The sequence below is a fragment of the Ktedonobacteraceae bacterium genome (genome assembly GCA_035653615.1).
Lineage (GTDB): Bacteria > Chloroflexota > Ktedonobacteria > Ktedonobacterales > Ktedonobacteraceae > DASRBN01.
This window is the reverse complement of record DASRBN010000021.1, coordinates 75,777-98,741: the sequence shown is the minus strand read 5'-3', so window position 1 is coordinate 98,741 and position 22,965 is coordinate 75,777. Positions and strand designations below refer to the sequence as shown.

Annotated in this window: 18 protein-coding genes; 10 read left to right on the top strand and 8 right to left on the bottom strand. The window is 50.8% G+C overall.

What is annotated here, in order from left to right:
* Nucleotides 1–16: 16 nt before the first annotated feature.
* Nucleotides 17–1,081 carry a queuosine salvage family protein gene (locus VFA09_11625; protein ID HZU67916.1) on the bottom strand — a complete coding sequence of 355 codons (1,065 nt, stop codon included), beginning with the start codon at nt 1,079–1,081 and terminating at the stop codon, nt 17–19.
* 415 nt (nt 1,082–1,496) lie between these two features.
* Here VFA09_11625 and VFA09_11620 point away from each other — a divergent pair, with 415 nt between their 5' ends.
* From VFA09_11620 to VFA09_11600, 5 genes are all read left to right on the top strand, one after another.
* Complete coding sequence (locus VFA09_11620; protein ID HZU67915.1) at nt 1,497–3,173, top strand: amino acid permease; 1,677 nt, start codon at nt 1,497–1,499, stop codon at nt 3,171–3,173.
* 476 nt (nt 3,174–3,649) lie between these two features.
* The gene (locus VFA09_11615) at nt 3,650–3,850 is read left to right on the top strand and encodes a hypothetical protein (GenBank protein HZU67914.1); all 201 of its coding nucleotides are present in this window, start codon (nt 3,650–3,652) and stop codon (nt 3,848–3,850) included.
* 79 nt (nt 3,851–3,929) lie between these two features.
* Nucleotides 3,930–4,976, top strand: coding sequence for a polyprenyl synthetase family protein (locus VFA09_11610; protein ID HZU67913.1), 1,047 nt, complete (start codon nt 3,930–3,932; stop codon nt 4,974–4,976).
* 67 nt (nt 4,977–5,043) lie between these two features.
* Nucleotides 5,044–7,974 carry an ATP-binding protein gene (locus VFA09_11605; GenBank protein ID HZU67912.1) on the top strand — a complete coding sequence of 977 codons (2,931 nt, stop codon included), beginning with the start codon at nt 5,044–5,046 and terminating at the stop codon, nt 7,972–7,974.
* 115 nt (nt 7,975–8,089) lie between these two features.
* Nucleotides 8,090–8,359 (top strand): MarR family transcriptional regulator, encoded by a 270-nt coding sequence (locus VFA09_11600; GenBank protein HZU67911.1) that lies wholly within the window; start codon nt 8,090–8,092, stop codon nt 8,357–8,359.
* A 67-nt stretch (nt 8,360–8,426) separates the two neighbouring features.
* On the opposite strand, the gene VFA09_11595 is transcribed toward VFA09_11600, so the two are convergent.
* Nucleotides 8,427–9,116 carry a sigma-70 family RNA polymerase sigma factor gene (locus tag VFA09_11595; GenBank protein ID HZU67910.1) on the bottom strand — a complete coding sequence of 230 codons (690 nt, stop codon included), beginning with the start codon at nt 9,114–9,116 and terminating at the stop codon, nt 8,427–8,429.
* A gap of 242 nt (nt 9,117–9,358) precedes the next feature.
* Between VFA09_11595 and VFA09_11590 the strand changes: the two genes are divergently transcribed.
* Nucleotides 9,359–9,652 (top strand): zf-HC2 domain-containing protein, encoded by a 294-nt coding sequence (locus tag VFA09_11590; GenBank protein ID HZU67909.1) that lies wholly within the window; start codon nt 9,359–9,361, stop codon nt 9,650–9,652.
* Nucleotides 9,653–9,814: 162 nt separating this feature from the next.
* On the opposite strand, the gene VFA09_11585 is transcribed toward VFA09_11590, so the two are convergent.
* The 4 genes from VFA09_11585 to VFA09_11570 all read right to left on the bottom strand — a co-directional run bounded on the left by VFA09_11585 (nt 9,815) and on the right by VFA09_11570 (nt 15,861).
* On the bottom strand, nt 9,815–10,540 hold the full coding sequence (locus VFA09_11585) for a cytochrome c biogenesis CcdA family protein (protein HZU67908.1): 726 nt from the start codon (nt 10,538–10,540) through the stop codon (nt 9,815–9,817).
* A 250-nt stretch (nt 10,541–10,790) separates the two neighbouring features.
* Nucleotides 10,791–13,151 carry a serine/threonine-protein kinase gene (locus VFA09_11580; protein ID HZU67907.1) on the bottom strand — a complete coding sequence of 787 codons (2,361 nt, stop codon included), beginning with the start codon at nt 13,149–13,151 and terminating at the stop codon, nt 10,791–10,793.
* Between the two features lie 425 nt (nt 13,152–13,576).
* Complete coding sequence (locus VFA09_11575) at nt 13,577–14,539, bottom strand: diacylglycerol kinase family protein (GenBank protein ID HZU67906.1); 963 nt, start codon at nt 14,537–14,539, stop codon at nt 13,577–13,579.
* Between the two features lie 161 nt (nt 14,540–14,700).
* Nucleotides 14,701–15,861 carry a WD40 repeat domain-containing protein gene (locus tag VFA09_11570; GenBank protein HZU67905.1) on the bottom strand — a complete coding sequence of 387 codons (1,161 nt, stop codon included), beginning with the start codon at nt 15,859–15,861 and terminating at the stop codon, nt 14,701–14,703.
* 171 nt (nt 15,862–16,032) lie between these two features.
* Here VFA09_11570 and VFA09_11565 point away from each other — a divergent pair, with 171 nt between their 5' ends.
* Complete coding sequence (locus tag VFA09_11565; GenBank protein HZU67904.1) at nt 16,033–16,443, top strand: response regulator; 411 nt, start codon at nt 16,033–16,035, stop codon at nt 16,441–16,443.
* Between the two features lie 92 nt (nt 16,444–16,535).
* Here VFA09_11565 and VFA09_11560 read toward each other — a convergent pair whose 3' ends face one another.
* Nucleotides 16,536–16,973, bottom strand: coding sequence for a hypothetical protein (locus tag VFA09_11560; protein HZU67903.1), 438 nt, complete (start codon nt 16,971–16,973; stop codon nt 16,536–16,538).
* Nucleotides 16,974–17,239: 266 nt separating this feature from the next.
* Between VFA09_11560 and VFA09_11555 the strand changes: the two genes are divergently transcribed.
* Nucleotides 17,240–18,163 (top strand): glycosyltransferase family 9 protein, encoded by a 924-nt coding sequence (locus VFA09_11555; protein ID HZU67902.1) that lies wholly within the window; start codon nt 17,240–17,242, stop codon nt 18,161–18,163.
* A 38-nt stretch (nt 18,164–18,201) separates the two neighbouring features.
* Here VFA09_11555 and VFA09_11550 read toward each other — a convergent pair whose 3' ends face one another.
* The gene (locus VFA09_11550) at nt 18,202–18,501 is read right to left on the bottom strand and encodes a hypothetical protein (protein HZU67901.1); all 300 of its coding nucleotides are present in this window, start codon (nt 18,499–18,501) and stop codon (nt 18,202–18,204) included.
* Between the two features lie 1,329 nt (nt 18,502–19,830).
* Here VFA09_11550 and VFA09_11545 point away from each other — a divergent pair.
* Together VFA09_11545 and VFA09_11540 are read left to right on the top strand one after the other, a co-directional pair.
* Nucleotides 19,831–21,615, top strand: coding sequence for a 2-oxoacid:acceptor oxidoreductase subunit alpha (locus VFA09_11545; GenBank protein ID HZU67900.1), 1,785 nt, complete (start codon nt 19,831–19,833; stop codon nt 21,613–21,615).
* Between the two features lie 2 nt (nt 21,616–21,617).
* Nucleotides 21,618–22,463 carry a 2-oxoacid:ferredoxin oxidoreductase subunit beta gene (locus VFA09_11540; protein HZU67899.1) on the top strand — a complete coding sequence of 282 codons (846 nt, stop codon included), beginning with the start codon at nt 21,618–21,620 and terminating at the stop codon, nt 22,461–22,463.
* Nucleotides 22,464–22,965: the final 502 nt, after the last annotated feature.

The following is a 22,965-nucleotide window of genomic DNA, read 5'->3' as shown; positions in this document are numbered from 1 at the left end:
AATATTCCTGACATGCTCAATAATATATTGTTCTCACCCGGTGATATGGTTTCACCTCAGCCAGGTTTTGACCGGTATGCCAGAGACGATTATCGACCTCTGCCGCTGTGATGGTGTGGCCGGTGAGATGTTCTATCTCGCGCCGCAATAGCTCACAGGCCCAGATGGTAGCCGCCCGTATCTCCACCTCTTCCTCGCTGCCAGGAGCTAACAGTTCCTGCGCTTCGATGCGCGCGGCGAGCGATGGAGAATATGAGAGGACACCGTAATGACGCAGTACTTGCGGCACCTTATAATCGGCAAAAGCGGTAAGCTGGTCGAGGTCGGCAAAACTGCCCCATCCTTTGCCGCTAAACGCTCCGTGAAGATCGGCGACGCAGATTTGCGCCCGTTTGAAGAAACGCACTTCATGACCACGATACAAGGTTACATCATTGAATGAGGGAAATTCTTGCGCGAGGAGCAACGTGAGCTTGACGGCGTTGTGATCGGCCTGTTCGATGGCGTTCGCGAATTGCCCGTCGTAGCGCTGCAACAAGACGCGTCCCACTTCATGCACGTTTTGAAGGCGCTGCTCAAATAGGGGGATAGGTGCTCCATCCGTATACCCACTAGCAGGGACGCTGCGAAAAATATGCGCCAGTTGCTCGCGGCTGATCTTACTCAGAAAATCAGCATCCCAGAGAGGGATGCCTTCTTCGACCGCTCGCGTCAATGCAGCTGCCTCTGCCCAGTAGCCGCCCAATGTTTCTCCATGGTACTCGATGTGCCAGCGCTGCTGGCCCTTTTCGGCCCAAAAGCAGAAGTTCAGGGCATCAAGGACGAGCAACCAGTTCACAGTGCGTTCCGTCCCATCATGAAAGTGATAGCGTTCATACCATGTAGAACTCGATGTAGGTGGATAAGCGGCGACAAGCGTAGCCGCGAGATCGGGCAGACGATTGCGGTTGATCCAGGCTTTTTCGCCTTGCTCCACTACATAACGAGTGCTGCTGAGAACTCCCAGGGGATCGAGCGCGGGCAGCGACAAGCTATCTGTATCCTCTTCTTCATCTCTATTCAAGTACGTATTTTCTGTCATAGTCACCTCTCATTCTGTACGTCTTGATTGTACTGGCATTGGCGAAATTCGTCAAACGGACAGGTGCAATACTCCTTATGGTCACCATGCACACCTTCCCTGTTCTAAATGGAGCTAATCAAGACTTGACGCGGAAGCTCAACATCATAGACAATTATGCTATAATTGGGCCAATACAAGTATCTTGTGTTATCCTTCTTAAAATATCCAGGTAGCAATCGAAAAGGAGTTGTTCCTATCTTTTAAGCGAAAGGAGGGAACCAGGCACGACGAGGCAGAGATTCTTCGCGGAGTTCACCTTCGAGCGAAGCGAAAGGCTCAACATGACACGACCTGTGGCAGGTTCGCCTGCGATGATTCTTAACAACAGTCCTACCCTGCATCATCTACATTGTAATGTAATGGGAGGTGTTTCTTGAGTGCATCTAGCCGACCTACGAAAGAACAGCTCATTGCGCAAGATATCAAACGCCTGCATGGCATGGGCTATGCGCAGGAACTCTTCCGCGCTATGGGCGGTTTCTCCAACTTCGCAATTTCTTTCACCATTATTTCCATCCTGAGCGGTTGTGTGACGCTCTTTTACCTTGTACCGACGACATCCGGCTTTGCCGCGGCCTCGATTGGCTGGCCGCTTGTGACCATTTTTGTCGTGATCGTGGCGTTGGGGATGGCTGAACTTGCTTCCGCCTATCCCACGGCTGGTGGCCTGTATTATTGGGCTTCCAAGCTAGGCGGACCCGGCTGGGGATGGTTTACGGGCTGGTTCAACCTGATCGGCCAGGTCGCTATCACGGCGGGCATCGACTACGGGGCAGCTGTGACTATCGATGTGCTGTTGCATGCCTGGTTCTCCTCGATTCCGGCCACGGCGCCTGTGGTGATGAATGGTTCTTTCGTGATTGATCCCGCGACGCAATGGACGACGCTGTTGATCTACGCGATTGTGCTGACCGTACACGCGCTGCTGAATATCTTTGGCGTGCGCATCGTGGCGTTTTTGAACGATGTGAGCGTTGGATGGCACATTTTCTTTGTTGCCGCGATTGTAGTGAGCCTGGTTGTCGCTGTGCTTGCCGCGTTCCAGTTCAATCCAGGCGCGGCGGGCGTATGTTGCGCCGCGCCGGTCGCCGCATCTCATGTGCAAGGCTTCAATAATGCCGGAACGCTCTTTACCCCCAACCAGCAATTTAATGCGACGGGCTTTCCAATCTGGTACGCTTTCTTGCTGAGCCTGCTCCTGGCGCAGTATACGTACACGGGCTATGACGCCTCGGCGCATATGACTGAGGAGACGGTGGGCGCCGAGACGCGCGCGCCCTGGGGTGTGGTGATGTCTGTTGTGGTCTCGGCTATTGCCGGCTACGCGCTGCTGATGGGTCTTGTGGCAGCGACGCCGGACCTGGCAGCTGCGGGAGGCTTCGTCAACCCGGTACTCTACATCCTGGAAAGCCGTTTGAGCTTTGTGCTTGGCACGCTGCTGTTCGCGGGTATCGCAGTTGCGCAGCTTTTCTGCGGCATGTCTTCGATCACTTCGAACTCACGCATGATCTATGCCTTTTCGCGTGACGGGGCGGTTCCCGGACACCGGATCTGGCATACCCTTAACAGGGGGCGCACACCGCAGAATGCCATCATCCTGTCGGCAGTGGCGGCATTCATCCTGGCGGTGCCGACGGTGGTTGACTATGTGGCCTATGTTGCCGTGACCTCGATTGCTACAATCGGCCTGTACATTGCTTACGCCCTGCCGATACTCCTGCGCCTCTTCGCGAAGGATTTCAAACCCGGACCGTGGCATCTTGGGGCGTGGAGCAAGCCAATTGGCATCATTGCGGTGCTGTGGGTGATTTTCATTTCGATCCTGTTCATGCTGCCAACGACCTCCACTCCAAGCGTGGCGACATTCAATTACGCTCCTGTGGCAGTACTGGGTACCCTCCTCATCGTTGGTATCTGGTGGCTTGTAAGCGCACGCTTCTGGTTCAAGGGGCCGGTTATTCAAGGTTCCGAGGCTGAACTGGAAGCAATCGAGAGGAGCGTTGGAGAGACGGTGATTGTCGAAGGCGCTTCCGGTGCAGGCGGTGAGTAAGTTCTAAGATTGAGAAATGCGAAAGATGAGATATATTGTGCATTTAGCTTTCGCATTTCTCTTGCTTTCCACAAAAAAGCATTTTTCATCCCTTAACCCCTTGCATTTTCCACGTTCATTGAGTATAATTATCTTACCTAACCGTTTAGTAGCCTGGAAGAAGAGTTTCATCCCTTTTCTAGTTCTTGTAGTGTTGCACCGTATATCCTTATGTCTTGCTGAGTTGTGTTTTCAGTATTCCCAGTAGTGTAGTGCGCTTTTCGTATTTCCAGACATGTAGTGCGTCGAAAAGCGGCTCTATAATGCTGCGTGCGATTCAGTTTCCATCTCAGCAATGAGAGCTTCGCTTATAGTGATCCAGACAGCGTGTCAATTTCAGTACAACAGCACGGCATATTCCCCCGTCGTGCCACCACAACAACAGGAAGTGCTGTGGAATACTGGCCGGGGCGAGTAGAAGGAGAGGATTTACTTTCATGGAAGAACTGCAGATTCAAGAATTTGTTCATCGCGTCTCAACAGACGAAGTATTGCGTAAGGAACTTGTAAGTTCTCCGGATACCGTCATTATGCGTGAGGGTTTTTCACCCAGAGTAGCTCGCATCATCATGCGCCTGGTACCGCACCTGGCAATGGAGAAGCCGTTGGAGCCTTCGCTCAATTTTTGGTCTCACTAGTACCTGGATGTACCAACAGACTTCCTCAATTAGAAGATAGGGTAGGTAGGTTCTTACATGTATCAGAATGGCTCCTGAAATGAGTAACGCTTCTCAGTTTTCAGCGAGTTCAATAGCCGCTCAACAAGGCATCCTTCGCGAGCGGCTTCATCGTCTTGTGGCTACCTTACACCCTCTACTACAAAATGATGTCGTGCATGCCCTAAAAGGTGCAGGAAAACTTCTCTCCCAACCTGATACAGAAATCGGCGCTCTGGCTCCCGTGCTTCCTGCCGGTATGTGGTCGCTTTTGACGCTGCTCATAGCGCACCATCTCTCTCCAGATATACATCCTGAATACGCAAGCAGTGTAGCAGTTGCAGTGGAATGTTTCGTCTGTGCGCTTGACCTGTTGGATGATGTTGAGGATGAGGATCAGACTCCCATCGTCCGGTCTATTGGTATACCGCGCGTGTTGAATGCCTCCACGGCGCTTTTAACATTGTCCTACCAGGCAATCCTGTCTCTGAGCGAGCAGGCTATTGAGCCTGCCATCATCATACGTCTACTCAATACTTTGCAGGAATGCGCCCTTACCGCCACGTCTGGCCAGCACCGGGATTTACTGGCAGAATCGCGATCAGCCGGGGACTTTTCTCATGAAGAGTGTATAGAGATAGCGTCCGGCAAGGCCGGTTCAATTATGCGCCTTGCTTGCCGGCTTGGAGCAATATGTGGAGGAGCGGATGATACATTATGCGAGCAGTTTTCGGAACTGGGCAAGCTGCTTGGAATAGCCCATCAACTTGACAATGATTGTCATGACCTGTATTATTTATTACAAGATGAGAAGGATGCTGTAATTGTTGAGGCGACCGATACAACAAGAACAAGCATAAAATCAGATTTAAAGCGGGGAAAGAAAACACTGCCCGTAGTACTCGCAGCAGAAATAAGCACCTCTCTTCAGAAAGCAGCAGAAAATTCCGATGGGGAGAGTAGACGACAGAGCAAGGCATTACAAGAGGGAATAATTACAACCTGGGGTATTTGCCTGCTCTATCGCGAACGCGCTCGGGAACGATTACAGGAGATTGAGGTTCAGAAGCCTGTTTCTCCCGCGCTGCATTTTTTGCTAGGCATCTAAAAGCAGTATGCCGGTGAATGCCTGGTTTATTAAGTCGAAGTGGTGGGAAATCAGGGGGGAGAATCGTATGAAGTACATGTCCTGGATACGGATCAGAGCGGGGCGTCTGCTGGCTATAATGATCGCTCTCGCGGTCTATTGCCTGCTGTCGGCTATCGATGGGATACTTTTTTTCTCTCACGAAGCTGCCAATACCTCGCCTTCTTTTCAATTCTGGACACGTTTTGGTTTTTCGGCTTTTATAGGATTGATATTTCTGGCGATTGGGGCTTTGATCTGGCTCTACGCGCGCAATCGTTATGTAGCTTTCCTGCTTTTCTGTTTTTCTTTTGCCATGATGGTCGCGTTCGCCTCAGAAACAGGTGCGGCATTAAACAATCCGATTCTTTCAGCCATAAACAATGCCAGCAGCCCGCTGGCCCTTTCAACTTTCTCCGTCCTGCTGTTAGTGTTTCCCAGGTCTTATCTTGCATTATCTTCATCATCCGCCAGTAAGCCAAAGCCTGTTCAGCGCCATTTTTTCATCCAATTACTATACATATATGCGGTTGCGATCATACTTCTGAGCATAGTGACAGCATTGAATGAAGTGCTTCTCGATTTGTGGTCACCGGGTCTCCCCAGCTGGCTCAATACCGTGGATTATAGCTATTACCTGCTCGTTTTAACGGTCATCCTCGTCACCATTATTGTCTCATTCCGTCAATCTTCATTGCGCCAGCGGCAGCAATTGCGTATATTTGTGTTCGGCGTTCTACTGGCTTTTGCGCCTTTTCTTTTATTGACCTTGCTACCCCTGCTCTTCGGTCTTCCCAACAAATATGTAGTTGATGCCCAATTAAGCACACTTTCCGCCATTCTCTTGCCTTTAGGGCTGGGCTATACGATTCTCCGCTACCAGATTCTGATATTCGATATGTATATTCGCCGGGCAGTCACGTGGATAGCAGGCAGCATTAGCCTGGCGATAGTTGGCTATTTCGTGGTCATGCTCTGTAATCTATTGCTATCCAATGATGCTTCCGCTGCCATGATCTGCATAGCGGCCGGCCTTATAATCCTGGGACCCTGTACATGGTGGCTGGCCCGTGTAGTGACAGAAAAACTATTCTTCAATGAAATGGCTCATTATCGCCGGCTTGTCAATAACCCCGATTTGCTAAGCCGCGAAGCATTCAACCTTGAGGAAGCAGCAGCATTGCTTACCCTGACAGTAGTAAATACATTCGAAACCCAGGAAGTCTGCCTGCTCGTCCTGGACGAAGATACCGGTTGCTATCATATCGCTCCTGCTCTCAAGGAGGGCGATTCTCACGATGTATCGCGCGCTAAACTTGTGCAGATGGTACTGCAAACAGTCCAATCGGCAGCGAATGAGCATGCAACATTCCCCTTTCTCGAAAAAGGCGATTGGATAGACGCGAATGCTCCCCTTATTCGTCATGTGAAGCAGGCCAGGCGTCCACTGTTGCTCAGTGAAGCTTCTAAGTCGGACACGGAGCAACCATCAGGCCTTGCGTTGTATCTCTCTACCACCGTTTCTGAGGGCGCGGATCCTCTGCTGGCTCCTGTGTGGACGCAGGGCAAGATGATCGGCCTGCTGCTTTTAGGCGAACGAGGAGACGGCCAGCCGTTCGCAGGACCAGACTTTGAGGCCATCCACATGATTGTTGGTCGTTTCTCACCGGTTCTGGAGACGGGGCGTTTGTACCGGCACGCCAGTCGCCATGTAGCGACTTTAAACGCTTTGTATAGCGCTAACGCGATGTTGGAGAAGGCGTATACGAGCATTGAGGAGGTGGCCGAAGCCTATGCCGGGGCCGTCGCGCAAGCTGTTGGGGCCGGGGCTGAAATCTGGCTTCATAATGACGCTACCGGATCGCTACAGCGGGTTATTCATAAGGGGCCGGAGGCTCGCCTGGCCCTGCCGGAAGATATTACCGGCCTTGAGGCGCGTGATTGGTCTGCTTACTTTTATGATACGGGTAACACTATCGAGGCGAGTCCGGCAAGATTGGCAACTATGCCAACCTGCTTAACACAGATTCCTCACCTGCCATTCGCATGGCTCCCGCTGGGCAAGGGGGAGCAGCAATTTGGCATACTGGTGCTCTCCTATGTTCGACCGCATGTGTTTTCGCATGAAGAGAAGCGTGTATTGAGTATGTTCGCAAATCAGTGCGTGGCGGCAATGGAGAATGCAGAGATCACTATCGCATTGCGAGCTGCTTATGAACGGCAGAAGGAACTGGATCTCCTGAAGGATCAGTTTATTATCACGGCATCACATGAGTTGCGTACTCCTTTGACTGCTGTACAGGGTTATATCGAATTGCTGGAGCAATACCATGAGACGCTCCCAGGCCATACACGCGCCGACTTTATCGCGAAAGCGCACCGTGGCTGCGACGAATTGACGCTTATGGTGGGAAACATTATGGATGCGAGCCGCGTACAGGTAGATGTTGAACAAATACGACTCGCCCCGATCCCGCTTGCCGGCCCGGTACAGCATATTTTGGAGATACTCGACGGTGTCATTCGACGCGAAGGCCGGCCTGTTCGCGTCGATATCCCGGCACAGATACAGGTGATGGCTGACGATTTGCGCTTGCGCCAGGTATTGCTCAACCTGATGAGTAACGCTATTAAATACTCTCCTGCTGGCAGTAGGATTGAGATAGCCGGTGAGTTAGATGGCGAGATGGTGAAGGTGCGAGTACGGGATTACGGCCTGGGCGTACCACTGGATCAACAGGAACGCCTTTTTGAACGTTTTGTACGCCTCGAGCGTGATATGAACAGCCCTGCCCGTGGCGCAGGGTTAGGTCTCTATATCAGCAAGCGGCTGATTGAGGCCATGGGTGGGCGCATCTGGCTAGAGAGCAATGGAGTAGCAGGTGAGGGAAGTGTCTTTTTCTTTACACTACACGCTGCTCCTATCGCGGAAAGTCCTACCCCGAATGCGATCATCACGTTGAACAAATTACTCCGGTAATCCCGCAGGTGACCCGTTTTTCCCTTCCAGAACGTCTTCTGAATACAGGCATAGTCAAGACATATTGCACGGATATCATTCACTTCGAAATTCGCTTGTTTCAGGAGAAAAACCAATGACGACAGTACATGGAGAACAAATAAATCTTACACCCCGCCAGTTCGAAGTTCTCACTTTTCTTGCTCAACGGGAACGCTGGTCAGTAGGTGAGATCGCAAGCGCCTTAGGTGTGAGTTCCGCGGCAGCGACAAAAGCAGTTGCGCGCCTCGAACGTAAAGGACTGGTCAAGAGGGCCGAGAATATGACGGATCGCCGTTGTGTTGACGTGACGCTTACACGTTCCGGTAATGAAGCCTTACGCCGCGATGCCGGCAGCATGGTATAGCATGAGTTCGAATAGCAAGATGCCTGGCTGCGGATGCCAGGCATCTTTCAAACCGGAAAGCAAACCCTTATTTTTGCTTTCCATCTGACTTGTTCGAGTCTGGCGGCGCTCCGGCGGGCACATACCCTTTTTCTTTGGCATATTCCCACAACGACTGCTGTAACTGGCGACGCGCGCGCGAGATACGGCTCATGACGGTACCAATGGGAATCTGTAAGGCTTCGGCAATCTCTTTATATGAAAGGCCTTCGATATCGGCGAGGATCACGGGCATGCGAAAATTGAGAGGGAGATTGTTTAAGGCGCGGTATACATCCTCATCCAGATACTGGCTCAATACTTCATCTTCCGCCGCCGCGCTCAACTCCTGGCCCGTCATGTCACGAATACGGTTGTAGAGATAAAAATCTTCCCCTTCTGGCAGAGAAGTTGTGACAGGGTGAGTGGATTGCTTGCGAAAACGATTAATGGCAGACGTGTTCAAGATGCGAAAGAGCCATGCACGAAGATTGGTACCCCGTTGATAGCTATCGGCAAAACGAAATGCCTTGAGCATGGTTTCCTGCACCAGGTCTTCGGCCTCTTGCTGGTTATGGGTCAAGCGTAGCGCAGTACGATAGAGACTATCCAACTGGGCCAGGACGCCTGCCTCAAAATCTTCTGTGACACCATTTTGTGTGGCCTCGTTATTCGATATATTAGATTCCACCGGCTTTTGCTCTATAGCTTTCGCCACTGGCTCTCGCTCATCGGACATGCAATGTTCCTCTTTCAACCAACCTACTGGGGATTTCTACCATAAACGATAATGGAAGTCGATCACTAAAGTCCATCATCTGGCTTCTATACCCATCACTGATCTTTCCTGGCTAGTATAGCGTACTCTTAACGGGAATGAAAGCCCCTCTTCATATGTTAGTATCATCAGATAAGAGTTACACGATGAGCCGGTAAAGAATGTTTTAAAATTAGCAGGCTCTGGGAAATTGAGGATTTGTTATGAGTTGTATTGAGAGCGTGGCTCGTCTCCATCTTTATATTGACCGGGAACTGAGTGCCGAGGAGGTCACGATAGTACAGCAGCACCTCTCGAATTGCTCCAGTTGTAATTGCCGGTTCCACTTTGATATGAAAATCAAGCGACTCATCCACGAGCGCTGTACAATCGAACGCGCCCCGGCTCACCTGCGCGAAGCGGTGTTGCGACTGGCGCGCACTCCTATTGGCGAGCCTATCGAATTCGACCGCGAAATCGAAAGGGAGATTCGAGCAGATATTGAGGAATGCTGGTAGCCAGCACTACCGGGCCGATAACGAATTTCTACTGTCAAAATCGGAAAGTACTCTGTGACCTGTCATTCTGAGCGCAGCGAAGAATCTCAGCGGTATGAGACATAGATTCTTCGCTGCGCTCAGAATGACAGGCTCAGGGCTGTGAAAAATCCTTCGTGGCCCCTACAGGTTAATACCCAGGTTGAAATAGTGATTCAGGTAGATGAGCATGTTGAAGTAGATCATCACCCCTACCAGAATCATGATGATGCCGGTTCCAACTTCAACTTTTCCCAGGTGCGGCTTTAGCCACTTCAATATCTTGCTAAAGCGGTCCAATCCCAGGCCCAGGAGTAGAAATGGAATGCCGAGGCCAAGCGAATATGCTAGCAGCAACAAGACCCCCTGGCGCAGCGTTGCTGCATTGGCCGCGAGAGCCAGAATTGGCCCAAGGATAAGCCCGATGCAGGGCGTCCAGCCAATGGCGAAAATCAAGCCGATGACGAAAGAGGCCGGGTAACTGGGACGACTGGGATGAAATTCAAAGCGTTTCTGCCAATAGAGAAAAGGCAATTTGAGCAGCCCTGTCAGGTGCAGGCCGATGATGATGAGGACAATCCCACCCACCTGGCGCAGCAGGAACTGGTTGGCGCGTAGAAATCCTCCCAATGTACTGGCGGTGGCCCCAAGGGCGACGAAAGCCAGGGTAAAGCCCAGCATGAAGGTGAGCGCGTGCAGGAATGTGATAAAGCGGCCCGCATGCAGCTCCCCATCTCCTGCTGATTGATAGATGCCTTGCCCAACAAGTTGTGCCAGGTAAATAGGTACGAGAGGCAGGACGCAGGGCGAGAGAAATGATGCCAGCCCCGCTAAAAAGGCAACTCCCACTGTCAGTTGCGATGAGTCCATGCTCCAATAGTCTCCGGTTTGTTGTGATGATGGCTATTTCTTATACTATACCTTGTATGGCAGAACTACGCAACATTTCTCAGGAACCGTGATTGTTCAGAACTCTGTCCCCACTGAAAATGAACAACGAGGATCGATCATGTCATTCTTCGCTGCGCTCAGAATCTCCCGTGGCCTGCGGGATTCTGAGCGCAGCGAAGAATGACATGATCCCCTGGTTTGTAATATTCACCAGGGCGTCATCTTTTGCTTATAGGGCTGAACCTGTATATGGCATTACGGCAAAAGTTGCCAGGCGCTGGAGGTTGCCATAAATCGAGAGTACTCCCCCTTTCAACTGATCGGTAACGGAATCAAATTGGCCGGCATAGGCATTTTGCGCCTGCATAGTCAGATCATTGAGCATAGAGAGTGACGCGGGTTGCAATAATTGACCACTGTTTAACTGTATAAGACGAACTGCATCACGATGAATCTGATCCAGGGCGCTTTTTACTTCGTTCAGACCTGTAGTAATCTGCGCTACCAGTTGATGCTGATCTGGTGTCGCCTGAGGCGCCTGAAGCAGCGCGTTTGTATACATGCCGACAAGGTAAATGTAGCCAGGAAGAGGCTTGTTAGTGTAGAGAGAACCGGGTGGTTGTAGCTGCCCTGGTGTTGGTCCTAACAAGGCAACCTGAGAGATCGCGGGATCGGTCAGAAGAGGTGTACCTTTGGGTACATCGGTTTGAACACCGGCGGTTCCATCAATATAGTCAAGAATACGGATGACTTGCGCGCGCAAGGAACTGGCATCTTTATTATGCCAATCGTTCCCGGCACTATTTGCAAGTTCAAGGACATCGGATGTATTCCTGACAAGCCAGATCGCAGGGCCTCCCTGAATCTGGCGAAGTGCTAACTCAGGAGAGTTAACAAGCAGGTGACGCAAGTGATCCAGCATACTGAAGTGCAGCACATCGCCAGGAATAGGTGTTTGAGGGATTTCAGCATAGTAACGCCAGCTAGCAGTATCACGTAACGGATCGCTTGCAGCAGCGTTTGTGCGACCAACAGTGATGAGTAAACGACTGTACGTTCCCAATAAATTATCATGTTGCTGATCACCTGGATAGAGAAAATTGGTCGCGCCATGATTGAGCGCTAATTGACCCAGCAGGAGCGGGGCTACATGTGTGTTAGTTTTATCGCCCAATAACCAGCAATAATAGCTTGTGCCGGCAGCAAGATTCTGTATGTTAGCCAGGTTTATCTGTAACTCACTATTAATGCCCTGCGTAGTACCGGTTAATTGTCCACTGTTGAGCAGGTAGGCATGGCCTACCAGGGAATTGGATGGACTCGCCCGCGAGGAAAGTAATATCGCGCCCACTGTGATGATGCTGCTGAGTAAGATGAAAATGATGAGGATGATAATCAAGGTTTTGTAAAAGCGGCGTCGACGCGTGAAAGGAAAAGGCTCCATAGAGGGGATGGGGGTAATGGGGGTGGGACGCGAAGAGGCTGCGCTTGAATGATCTCGTCCAACCTGCTCACGAGACAACTTTTCCGGCGCCTGTACTGCCTCCACTATAGAAGCTCCTGACCACGGCCAGCTATTTTGCGCAAAAGTTGAGCGATCAAATTGAGAGGTTATGTGAAGTGGCTGCATAATGCGCGGCGCGACTACCGGGTTATTCGGGCGTGTGGCATCCGAATCACTCAACAAATCCAACAGATAGGCAGAACGAACCAGATTTTCAGGAACAGCCATGTTGAGGGCCTTCGCCAGGGCTACGGTCATGGATGACGCGCTGGCAAATCGGATTCCAGGGTCCTTGGCAAGACTGCGCATGATGACATTCGTCAATGCGGGCGAAATAGTGGGGTTCAAGAGAGCCGGTGGCGTAGGTAGCGCATTTATATGCTGCATCATGATAGCGACCCGCCTGTTCCCTCGGAATGGCAGTACTCCGGTACAGAGTTCATAGAGAATGATACCAAGCGTATAGACATCGCTCCGCTCGTTGGCGGGATATCCTCTTATCTGCTCAGGCGCGAGGTAGTAGGGTTCGGAGAAGCTGCTGCTGTTTTGCAGGATGCCGGACAACTCGAAATCGATAAGCAAGGGTTCACCGATCTTGTTCTGGGAAGAAGTGTTTTTACCAAGTAAGATACTGGATGGTTTGATATGCCCATGGATAATACCGTTCTGATGAGCGTAATCAATGGCCAGGCTAAGCGAGGTAAAAAGATGAAGAAGCTCAGCACCCGGCGGCAGCTTGCCCAGGCTCGATGTACTACGAATATAGTCCGCCAGGGTCGGAGCTTCGATGTAGTCCATAACGATGCAGGCCACAGAGGATGCAGCCTCATCAGCATTCTTAGAGGGAGCGATGTAAAAATCCTGGATGGGTACGATATTGGCATGGTGTATAGAAGTAAGGACTCCCATACGTTGCGCAAATCGTGAAATAAAAGTCGCATCTACCTGGTTGATGTAATACACTTTGATGGCGACTGGCTGGTGTAGTTCGGGATCGTAGCCTTTCCAGAACTCGCCATTTGCATTACGACTGATTCTCTTGTGTAACTCATATTTGCCAAAATGTTGGTATTCTGTAGTCATCATCTGATCTACCTCTTCTTTAGTTAGAAATTAGAATCCAGGTTCTCCATCCCCTAGCATTGGGGAAGCTCCCACGTGAGGCATGATTTTTCTAAAGGATAGATAGCTGTTCACACCCGATCTCGTTTTCTCAAAGAGAGAGTAAAAGCTTGCTGTAAAGCGAGCAATAGGGCTTTCTGATTCCTTCCCCCTGTATGTTAGAAGTATTTCCTGGGCAATTATTCTTCAGATTTCCATATTTTCAAAGAATAATTCCATGGAACTTTTCTACGGAAATTATAGTGGCAAAAAAATGAGCAGACAAGCGGATAGGACAAAAATCCTATTTTTTAGCATCACAAATTTTTCTCTTTCGATAAGCTCTTTAGCTTTATTGCGGTAGAGCTTATCGAAAGAGCATCAGGCGTGGATGAATTGAGAGGTAGGGCTTACGGTTTCGAGAAGAGGTCTTCCGGTGTTTCTTGCGGCACAATGACTTTCAAGGCCCCTGGAACAACGCTAAACGTCGCGGGAGTATGTCCCAGTGGCTCACCATCGACTTGAAAGTTAACCGGCTTGCGGGTGCGCACTTCAACAGTTTTACAGGTCGTATAGGTAACCCATTTGCGGCGTTCCCTGCGCTGTAGTAAAAAATCGAGCATCACTACAATGCGTTCTAGCTTTTTAGGGCTGCGTACAACACAGAGATCAAGGAGACCATCATCACTTTTGGCTTTCCAGGTAAAGCGAAGCAGGCTTCCATACAACTGCGTGTTGCCCACGACAATTTGCAGGGCATGTGTTCTCTTTCTATGTCCATCAATATCAAGCGTAGTATGAAAACTCTCAAAGCCGAGGCCCAGCCGTATACCGGTGATGAGATAGCCCAGAATGCCGAGACGTTTCAGCGATCGTTTCTTGACCGCATATGTCACCGTTCCACCAAAACCAATGCCGGCCATGAGAAGATAATAGCGGTTGTAAACGTAGCCAAGATCGACACGGCGCACCTTCCCATTGACAAGGACATCGCCCGCCCCCACAATATCCATAGGAATGCCCGTTTCAGTGGCCCATACATTGAAAGTGCCCGTTGGGATGAGGCCCAGCGCCGTTTCGCTTCCCGCCAGTTCCTGGATGATTGAATTAATTGTTCCATCACCGCCAACGGCAATAACAACATCCATTTTTTGTGAGACGGCCTCGCGAGCCACATGGCGCGCATCATCGCTTGAATTTGTATATTCGAGTTCGACATTCCAACCATGCTGGCGTAGAAAGTCGAGTGTTTTTTCCAGTTGTTCTTTATTCTTTGCAAAACTACCCGACTTTTCATTGGCCAGTACGACGGCGGAAGTTTGTGTGGGTGGGTGATTCGCTGCTTTTCCAGTAGTATCTTTTGCCTCTTGCATATAACCTCATACCTTTTTGAAGAATATCACTTCATTAATCACGAATAGTCATCAATTAGTACACGTTACTGACCTTGACAACAGTGACAATATCAAGGGTAGTACCACGCGGCACATCATCTTAGCAGCTTAGAAGGCAAGCCGTTAGAGGATGAATCCGATTAAGCCAGCTTCCATACTTTCACAAGACCATCACTACCGGCTGAGGCAAGACGAGTTCCATCCGACGACCAGGCAACTGCAAGCGCTTCACTACGGCAGATAAGAAGATGCTTCCCTGTGAGAGCATCCCAGACTTGTATGGTACCATCCCCGCTACCAGAGGCGATGCGCCGTCCATCAGGTGACCAGGCGACGCCATAGACCGTATTGAGATGGCCTGTATAGGTGAGGAGAGTTTTCCCTGTTTGCGCATTCCAGACTTGCACGCTGGTATCAAAACTGCCGGATGCGATCTCGGTACCATCGGGCGACCAGGCGATGCTTGTGACACTGTCTGCATGCCCATTATACGTAAGATAGGGAATTCCGGTGCTGGAATCCCATATCTGTACCGTTCTGTCCAGGCCACCGGAAGCGATACGCGTTCCATCCGGCGACCAGGCCAGGGCGAGAACTGCGCTATCATGACCATAATAACTGAAAAGGCGCTTGCCCGAACTTGCATTCCATACCTGAACCTCTCCATCATCGCTCCCAGAGGCAATCCGCGTCCCATCCGGCGACCAGGCGACGCTATAGACTGTACCAGAATTGCTCTGATACGTAAGAAGCCGTTTGCCGGTTCGGGCATCCCATACCTGAACGGTGCCATCGCGACTGCCGGATGCCAGGCGTGTTCCATCCGGCGACCAGGCCAGCGCAAGCACCTCATTAGAGTGACCACGATAAACGAGCAGGCGCTGCTTCGTCTTGACATTCCAGATCTGGACGGTAGAATCGCTACCACCAGAGGCCAGGCGTGTCCCATCCGGTGACCATACCACATTGATCGCCAGGCCAGCATGACCGCTATATTCGGCGAGAGGCCGATTAAGAGAGACGTAATGAGTGGGAATAGCTGTGGCAGCATGGCTCGGAACTATGGATGTGGCAGGTCCGGGTGTGAGGTTCGCCTGCAGGCTGGACACGATTACAATCACTGCTACCAGCGCCAATACAAAAATAGCACACAGGGTCATAAAATGCCAGGAACGGCGATTGAATGAATGCTGCCAGGCAAGGAATAGATGTGATAAACGCGAGGACCAACCCGTCACGGCGTTATTCGTTTCGGGCAGGTTGGTGACCTCGACTTCCTCTAATTTCTCTTGTTTGCTCATACAGGTCGAACTTCATGTGAGTTGAGCTAGCCGAGCGCTTATTGCTTTAGAAAAAATTATAGCACACCTGATCTTCTCCGTTTTGAAACCTCGCTTGCGCCAAAGACGTTTTCATAAGAAACTGCTCTGCTCATGCTGTTCGCCACAGTAGATAGATATAGGAGAGAAGGAATGTCAGAGAGGGAGACCCAATCCTCACAAAGTAAACGCGCAGCGATGAAAACGGTCTTGATAGCCGAAGATGATGCTGCTATCGGAGAATTGCTTGTGCAGGTAATCACGCAGGAAACTCCTCATCGCGCAATCCTGGTGGCCGATAGCACAAGGGCTTTCAACATTATCGAATATGTCAAGCCCGACCTGTTCCTCCTGGATTACCATTTACCAGGCATGAATGGCATTGAATTATACGACCGCCTTCATGCTACCGAGGGACTCGAACATACCCCCGGCATTTTGCTTACCGCCGGGGTGCTCGAACATGATTTTCGCCGGCGAAAGCTAGTCGGCATGAGCAAACCGGTAGAACTGAACAAATTACTTGATCTCATCGAAGAATTGTTGTCCGGTGATCCTCTTTGATATGACCCCTGAGAGCTGTATTACCAACGAAAGCCCGGGTCCTGTCGTTGGTAATATATCCATGCATTATTGGCGAAGTTTAGTGCTGAACGCTACTCAACAGGATTCGGCCCGCCTGGTGCAGGATCGGGACCACCGGGATTCGGACTGGGATCTTCAACAGGAACGTGATGAATCTCAGGCCGGCTAATTCCCGGCTCCGATACTGGATTTGGTCCACCAGGCATTGGACTGGGGCCTCCGGGATTGTCGCCTGAGCCTACAGGCACATAATCCGGGGTGGCAGACATATCGCCGGTAACAGGATCGGGGCCTCCGGGAGCTGGATCGGGCCCGCCAGGATTTGGACTAGGATCATCTCCGCCAGACTGATGGACGGCTTCTGGAAGAGGATTTGGCCCACCAGGCATTGGACTGGGGCCTCCGGGATTTGGACTGGGATTCGTAGGGTCTACAGAGTGATAGATATACGGCTCGCCTGTCCTTTCTTCTGGATGTCGCTCGTAAGATGGAGTATCTTCAGCAGGCATTTTGACCTCCTTTTCTGCTCATCAAGCGTGACTTGAGAGCAATGCTAGTTTGCTATCGCTCACTCTTATCACGTAGTACTTTCGTGTTCTGTTGCACGTTTTTTTAAACACAGCATCACACGGAGTGATGCCCTTCAGAAATCTCCTGACGCTATCTGGCATAGTTGTAAAAAATCAGCTCCTGTTTGTGCGTCGAAGGGAGGCAGAAGTTTTCGCATTGGGATAAAATATGCTACAGATAAACCATCTAGAGGGGAAAAACCATCTTGAATATTGTTGCCTTCCTTTCCGCCGATCATATTGGAGATACATTGTTCGTCTTTCCTATTCTTTCTGCGCTGCGAGCGAAATATCCTGATGCTCATCTTACATTTGTCAGTTACGGGCTTGTTTTGCCGCTTGCTCTGGAGTGGGAACTTGCCGATGAAGTGCTTGACTGCAAAGATGAGCAGTGGAAAGAGCTATCCTCCTCGAAAGGTATTCGCAGTCCGAAATTGCTTGCCCTACTCGGGAAGACGGATTGCATGATCTGCTGGCAGGTTGATATGGGAGGGGTAATCAGCCGGAATTTACATAATGCGGGTGTAAAGTCTGTTTTTGTCGTGCCCGAAGATCCCATTGAGTCAGGGTCAATGCACGTGGCAGATTTTATGGCGAAGGCAGCAGGATTGCAGGCACTTGGAATCGAGAATGTTATTGCCGAATACGTTCCTCCCACCTGGGAAAGAGGTAATACCTTCTGTTATTACATACCTCCTATCGCCGTTCATCCTGGTTCGACCGATGAAAAAAGACGCTGGCCAGCTTCTTATTTCGCGACAGTCATCAATGGTCTTTTGCGCCGCAAATATCCTGTCCTCTTGCTGGCAGGACCATCCGAGGGCGAAACGCTTTCGCTTGTCCTCAAGGATATTGCGCGCGACATGAAATCAGAGAATCTTATGATTCTGGCAAACAAGCCATTGCTGGAGGTTGCCCGCCAGCTGCGGCAATGCAGGTTTTTCCTGGGCAATGATTCGGGCATCGGCCACTTAGCAGGTCTATTAGGCATTCCAACACTCTCACTCTTCGGTCCGACCGATCCGACACTCAAACGACCTGCTGGCCCCTACGTCGAGACACTACAAGAAATGCCAATGGAAAACTTATCTCCCGGCAGAGTACTGGAGCACATTCTGCAGCGGCTATGATGACAGAAATGCCTGGTATTTGATGCGATATACGAATCTTATTCCGGCAATGTAGTTTCGCCTTCAGGTGCTTCTGTGATGGTCGACGTAAGTTGTTCGATCACCTGAATATCCGCCTCGCTCAGGGCTATTTGATCGTGTTCGCCCGGCCTTTCTCTAACATCGATGAGGAGCATGGCATCATAACCATTTTGTGTGGGCATCACCTGGAATTGAAGCACCTTCACGACCAGGTACTCAGGGTAGCCAGGCACTTCTTTGCCGATTAACCCGTTCGCCCAGGCAGCAATTTCCGTTACCGTGATAGCCCGTTCGTATCCAAGCATGCATGTTTCCATCGCTCGCTCCTTTTCTTCGCGTCTACATTCCTTCAGAAGTGATGACCTCTTCTTTGATGGCACGTTACAGCAAGGATCAGTAGTTTCACAACCTTTTCAGATGCATGTTTTATTATTTGTTACCTTTTCCGCATGTTCTCGTCAATTATAAACAAACAAATGAAGAGATTATATATTTTACCTGATCTTTAGCAGAAAAGGGACTGGCTCCACTATCGAGGGCAATGTGAATACTTTGGGGTATACAGTGCTGAACTTAATAAGGTCTATTAGATTCCGGTTGACGAGATTGGCAATACTGGAGCGCACCGTCGACTAACTCAGCTCAAAAACCGGAATCAGCATGGTTAATAGAATGGCATCTGATTATAAACTAAAAATGGGCCCAGAAGGATTTGAACCTTCGACCAACCAGGTAGAGAGATAGTGGGCACGTTACTTTAGTACGCTTCCAATTATCTCTTCCCGAACCGTGCATGCACCTTTCAATGCACACGGCTCTCCAGCAACTACTTTGTCTTTGAGAAACTCTTGCGTTTTCTCAACAACCGATTTCGTTGCCTGTGCCCCTTCCCCGTGTATCAGACATTACCCTGATCGTTTGAGTACTATGGGCACTCCGTCACCATGTGTCTCTCAACATTTAGGTGATCCCTAAGTTCCCTTACGCACCACGTCTGTACGTAGGTTCCCCATTCGTCCTATCCGCAGTGGAGGAGGTCTTTAATAAGCCTCATAACCGCGCTTACTAACTCCACATTGCGCAGACTGGGATTCAAGCAATTCAGCCTTAACCATATACAGCGTAGCTGCCTGAAGAGGCACTGCTACCTCGCCAGACTTTTCCAGGTCATGCTATTGTCCCTTTCCGGTTTCCCTTCCAGGTAAGACCCTGCTTTAGACACATTAACCTCAGTGCCGCCTACCTCTGTAGGCATGGTGCGTAAAAGCGCATAGGCGCACTTTTTTATGAGCCGGCTGCTCTAACCGCTGAGCTATGGGCCCTCGTGGAACGTATTGTAGCATAGTTACCGCAAATTGGGAAGAGCCTTTACGACGTTTTTTTGGAGACACCGGCAAATCCCTTTTCAGTTTCATCCTATTGCTAGAAGCCGGTGGAAATGCTTGTACCGTAACGTGTGAAGTATGATATAATAGAAGTCAGTTTAAAGTAGGGTATGTTTCTCCTGTTATTAAGATGCTGGAACATTCCACACCATTAAGATACTCTGGAGCAGATACGAAACGTTCAGATGAACAGTAAAAGGCCGCGCCACTTTCTTTATCACGGATGGCGCGGTCGAAAATTTTCCTGTAAGGGGGCATTCGATGGCGAATGAAGTGACGATCCGAATTGGAGGCGAATCGGGCGAAGGAACCATTTCCGGTGGCGATATCCTCGCGTTGGCCTCCGCGCGCTGGGGGTATCATGTGTATACCTTCCGCACCTTCCCTGCCGAAATTCTCGGCGGACCTTGTTTGTTTCAGGTGCGAATCAGTGACGAACCCGTGAAGTCAATGGGTGATTATGCCGATGTACTGATTTGTTTGAATGAAGAGGCGTATGATCGCAATAGAAAAGACCTGCGTCCCGGTGGCGTTCTCATCTATGACCCTTCTGATTTCACACCCGACGCAGATAATTTGATCACCTATGCAGTTCCTTTCAATGAGATAGCCCGCAAAGAAGTACAGCTTTTCCAGACGAAAAATATGGTCATGCTTGGCACCATCTCCGCTTTATTTGGCCCACCCCTCGAGGCAATCGTCCAGGTCGTGGAGTCCAAGCTCTCGCGGTCGCGCAAATCCAATCCCATCTTGATGGAAAAGAATATGCTGGCCCTGGATATTGCGAAGAAGTATGTAGAAGAACATGTGACCAAACGTGACCCGTACCGTTTAGGCGCGGTAGAGAAGGCTGACCAGGTGGTACTCAACGGGAACCAGGCAGTTGTCGCCGGCGCGCTGGCGGCGAAATGCGCTTTCTTTGCCGGATATCCGATCACGCCGGCCAGCGATATTATGGAAGCAATGGCCAAGGAATTGCCGCAGGTAGGAGGAACTTTCCTGCAGGCGGAAGACGAGATGGCAGCCCTGGCATCAGTACTCGGCGCCTCGTTCGGCGGAAAACGCGCCATGACTGCAACCTCTGGTCCAGGCCTTTCATTGATGGCCGAGTTGATTGGACTCTCTTCGATGGCTGAGCTACCGGCCGTGGTCGTCGACGCCCAGCGCGCAGGCCCCAGCACCGGCATGCCGACGAAGATGGAGCAGTCGGATTTGAGCTTCGCCCTTAGCGCAAGCCACGGTGATACCCCGCGCATGATAGTGGCTCCCGCCGATGTTGCGGACTGCTATCGACTGATAATACAGGCCTTTAATATGGCAGAGCGCTACCAGATGCCCGTCATTTTCCTCACGGACCAGTCCTTGACAGCGCGTGTGGAAAGCGTTGATCGCAGCGTCTTCAAGCCAATGGAGATCGTTGAGCGCGTGCAGGTGAAAGCCAATGGGGCAAACGGCAATGGACACAATGGTCATGCAGCAAATATCGGCGACCTGGCTGAAGTGGTGGCGGAAGAGCATGAATATGCCCGCTACGCCTATACCACAAGCGGCATCTCTCCTATCACAACGCCCGGACATGGCGTACCTACCTATGTCGCAACCGGTCTGGAGCATGACCAGCATGGGCACCCCGACTACGAGCCGGAAGATCATACCGCGATGATGCAGAAAAGGTTCCGCAAGCTCGAAACTGCCGCGGAAGAGTTGCCGCAGCCGCAGCGCTACGGTGACGCGGATGCTACTATCGGGATCATCGGCTGGGGCTCGACGGAGGGCACGATTCAAGAGGCGGTTGACCGGGCACGGGCCAGGGGCTACAAAGTAGCGGCTTTGCATCCCAAGATTCTCTCACCGCTACCCGACCGGGCCATACGAGAGTTTATCAGCTCAGTGAAGACCGTAATTGTACCTGAATGTAACTATTCTGGGCAACTGGCCAATTTGCTGGGTGCGAAATATGGTTTACAGCCCATCCGTGTCAATAAATTTGGAGGTATTCCATTTACTGCCGGCGAAATTTTGCAGGCAATAGAGGAGGTTCGCTAATCGTGGCTCAATCAACAGTGACTCTTACTCCCAAAGATTTTAAAAGTGAGGTGAAGCCTACCTGGTGTCCAGGGTGCGGCGACTTCGGCGTCTTGAATTCGGTCTATAATACCCTGGCGACCCTCAAATTGCCACCCGATGAGACGGTTGTGATATCGGGTATCGGCTGCTCGAGCCGTTTGCCGCATTTTGTCAAGACCTTTGGCTTTCATACAGTGCATGGTCGTGCCCTGCCCCTGGCGCAAGGGCTGAAAATGGCGCGTCCCGACCTGACGGTTGTAGCGGTCGGCGGCGATGGCGATCTCTTCAGCATCGGCGCTGGTCACCTGATACATGCCGCCTTGCGCAATATCGATATTACAGTGGTAGTGATGGATAATGAAATCTATGGGTTGACAAAAGGGCAGACATCGCCAACCTCCCCAACCGGGCATACCACCAAGTCAACCCCCTATGGCCTGCTGGCATCGCAGTTCAATCCAATCGCGACCGCGCTCAGCCTGAACGTCAGTTTTGTAGCGCGAGGATTTTCTTCCAAGCCAAAGGAACTGGCCGCGCTGATCGAGCAAGGCATTAACCATCATGGCTTCTCGTTTATTCACGCGCTCAGCCCATGCCCCACGTTCTATAATACAATGGATGTATGGAAAGCGAACGTGACGCCCATTCCTGCCGACCATGATACGCATAATCGCTTCAAGGCAATGGAACTGGCCATGGAGACGGAGAAACCATTCGTGGGCCTGTTCTACCAGGATGAGCGGCAAACGATGGATCAGGCAGCTCAACAGCTACAGGCGCAGGCCAAAGAGTTCGATATCGAAAAGTATATGGCGCGTTATGCATAACGCATGAGCCTGCATAAAGAAGGCGAAAAAAGAGAACAGGGTTCCAGTTCGGCATCCTGTTCTCTTTTGTTGATCCTTTATTTACTTCATCAGGCTTGTAGCTGTGCAGCAGACGTCCTGGTCTGCTTTGAAGCGCTTATGACGGCGCGAGAAAAATCTTCGCCACAAGAACGGCAGAAGAGCCCACTTTCGTTATGGGACGTTCCACCGATAGCTGTTAATTGCACCTCGGCTGGCTTTCCGCACCACTCACAACGACTGCCACGCGGGGCTGAATCGATAGAAACAGGACTGCGAAATTCATTGTAAGACATAAGGTATCCTCCTGGTTTGTGCTGACGGTCAGTATTGAAACATAAGGGACAGCCGTATCTTGGTGGCCAGCAACATCGGGGAAACCACGACAACACGGTAACACTACGAGAACGCGCATCATCGCCCAGGAGCAGCTCTGCTCATACTGATCGACAAAGAGGCAAGCGAGTATTGTCGATGTATATAC

What these genes read in the sequence shown, in the direction of transcription:
- VFA09_11600 (HZU67911.1), top strand. Translation starts at nt 8,090, where the DNA reads ATGACGACAGTACATGGAGAACAAATAAATCTTACACCCCGCCAGTTC.
- VFA09_11605 (HZU67912.1), top strand. Translation starts at nt 5,044, where the DNA reads ATGAAGTACATGTCCTGGATACGGATCAGAGCGGGGCGTCTGCTGGCT.
- VFA09_11570 (HZU67905.1), bottom strand. Translation starts at nt 15,861, where the DNA reads ATGAGCAAACAAGAGAAATTAGAGGAAGTCGAGGTCACCAACCTGCCC.
- VFA09_11550 (HZU67901.1), bottom strand. Translation starts at nt 18,501, where the DNA reads ATGGAAACATGCATGCTTGGATACGAACGGGCTATCACGGTAACGGAA.
- VFA09_11565 (HZU67904.1), top strand. Translation starts at nt 16,033, where the DNA reads ATGTCAGAGAGGGAGACCCAATCCTCACAAAGTAAACGCGCAGCGATG.
- VFA09_11585 (HZU67908.1), bottom strand. Translation starts at nt 10,540, where the DNA reads ATGGACTCATCGCAACTGACAGTGGGAGTTGCCTTTTTAGCGGGGCTG.
- VFA09_11625 (HZU67916.1), bottom strand. Translation starts at nt 1,081, where the DNA reads ATGACAGAAAATACGTACTTGAATAGAGATGAAGAAGAGGATACAGAT.
- VFA09_11610 (HZU67913.1), top strand. Translation starts at nt 3,930, where the DNA reads ATGAGTAACGCTTCTCAGTTTTCAGCGAGTTCAATAGCCGCTCAACAA.
- VFA09_11615 (HZU67914.1), top strand. Translation starts at nt 3,650, where the DNA reads ATGGAAGAACTGCAGATTCAAGAATTTGTTCATCGCGTCTCAACAGAC.
- VFA09_11575 (HZU67906.1), bottom strand. Translation starts at nt 14,539, where the DNA reads ATGCAAGAGGCAAAAGATACTACTGGAAAAGCAGCGAATCACCCACCC.
- VFA09_11560 (HZU67903.1), bottom strand. Translation starts at nt 16,973, where the DNA reads ATGCCTGCTGAAGATACTCCATCTTACGAGCGACATCCAGAAGAAAGG.
- VFA09_11580 (HZU67907.1), bottom strand. Translation starts at nt 13,151, where the DNA reads ATGATGACTACAGAATACCAACATTTTGGCAAATATGAGTTACACAAG.
- VFA09_11590 (HZU67909.1), top strand. Translation starts at nt 9,359, where the DNA reads ATGAGTTGTATTGAGAGCGTGGCTCGTCTCCATCTTTATATTGACCGG.
- VFA09_11595 (HZU67910.1), bottom strand. Translation starts at nt 9,116, where the DNA reads ATGTCCGATGAGCGAGAGCCAGTGGCGAAAGCTATAGAGCAAAAGCCG.
- VFA09_11545 (HZU67900.1), top strand. Translation starts at nt 19,831, where the DNA reads ATGGCGAATGAAGTGACGATCCGAATTGGAGGCGAATCGGGCGAAGGA.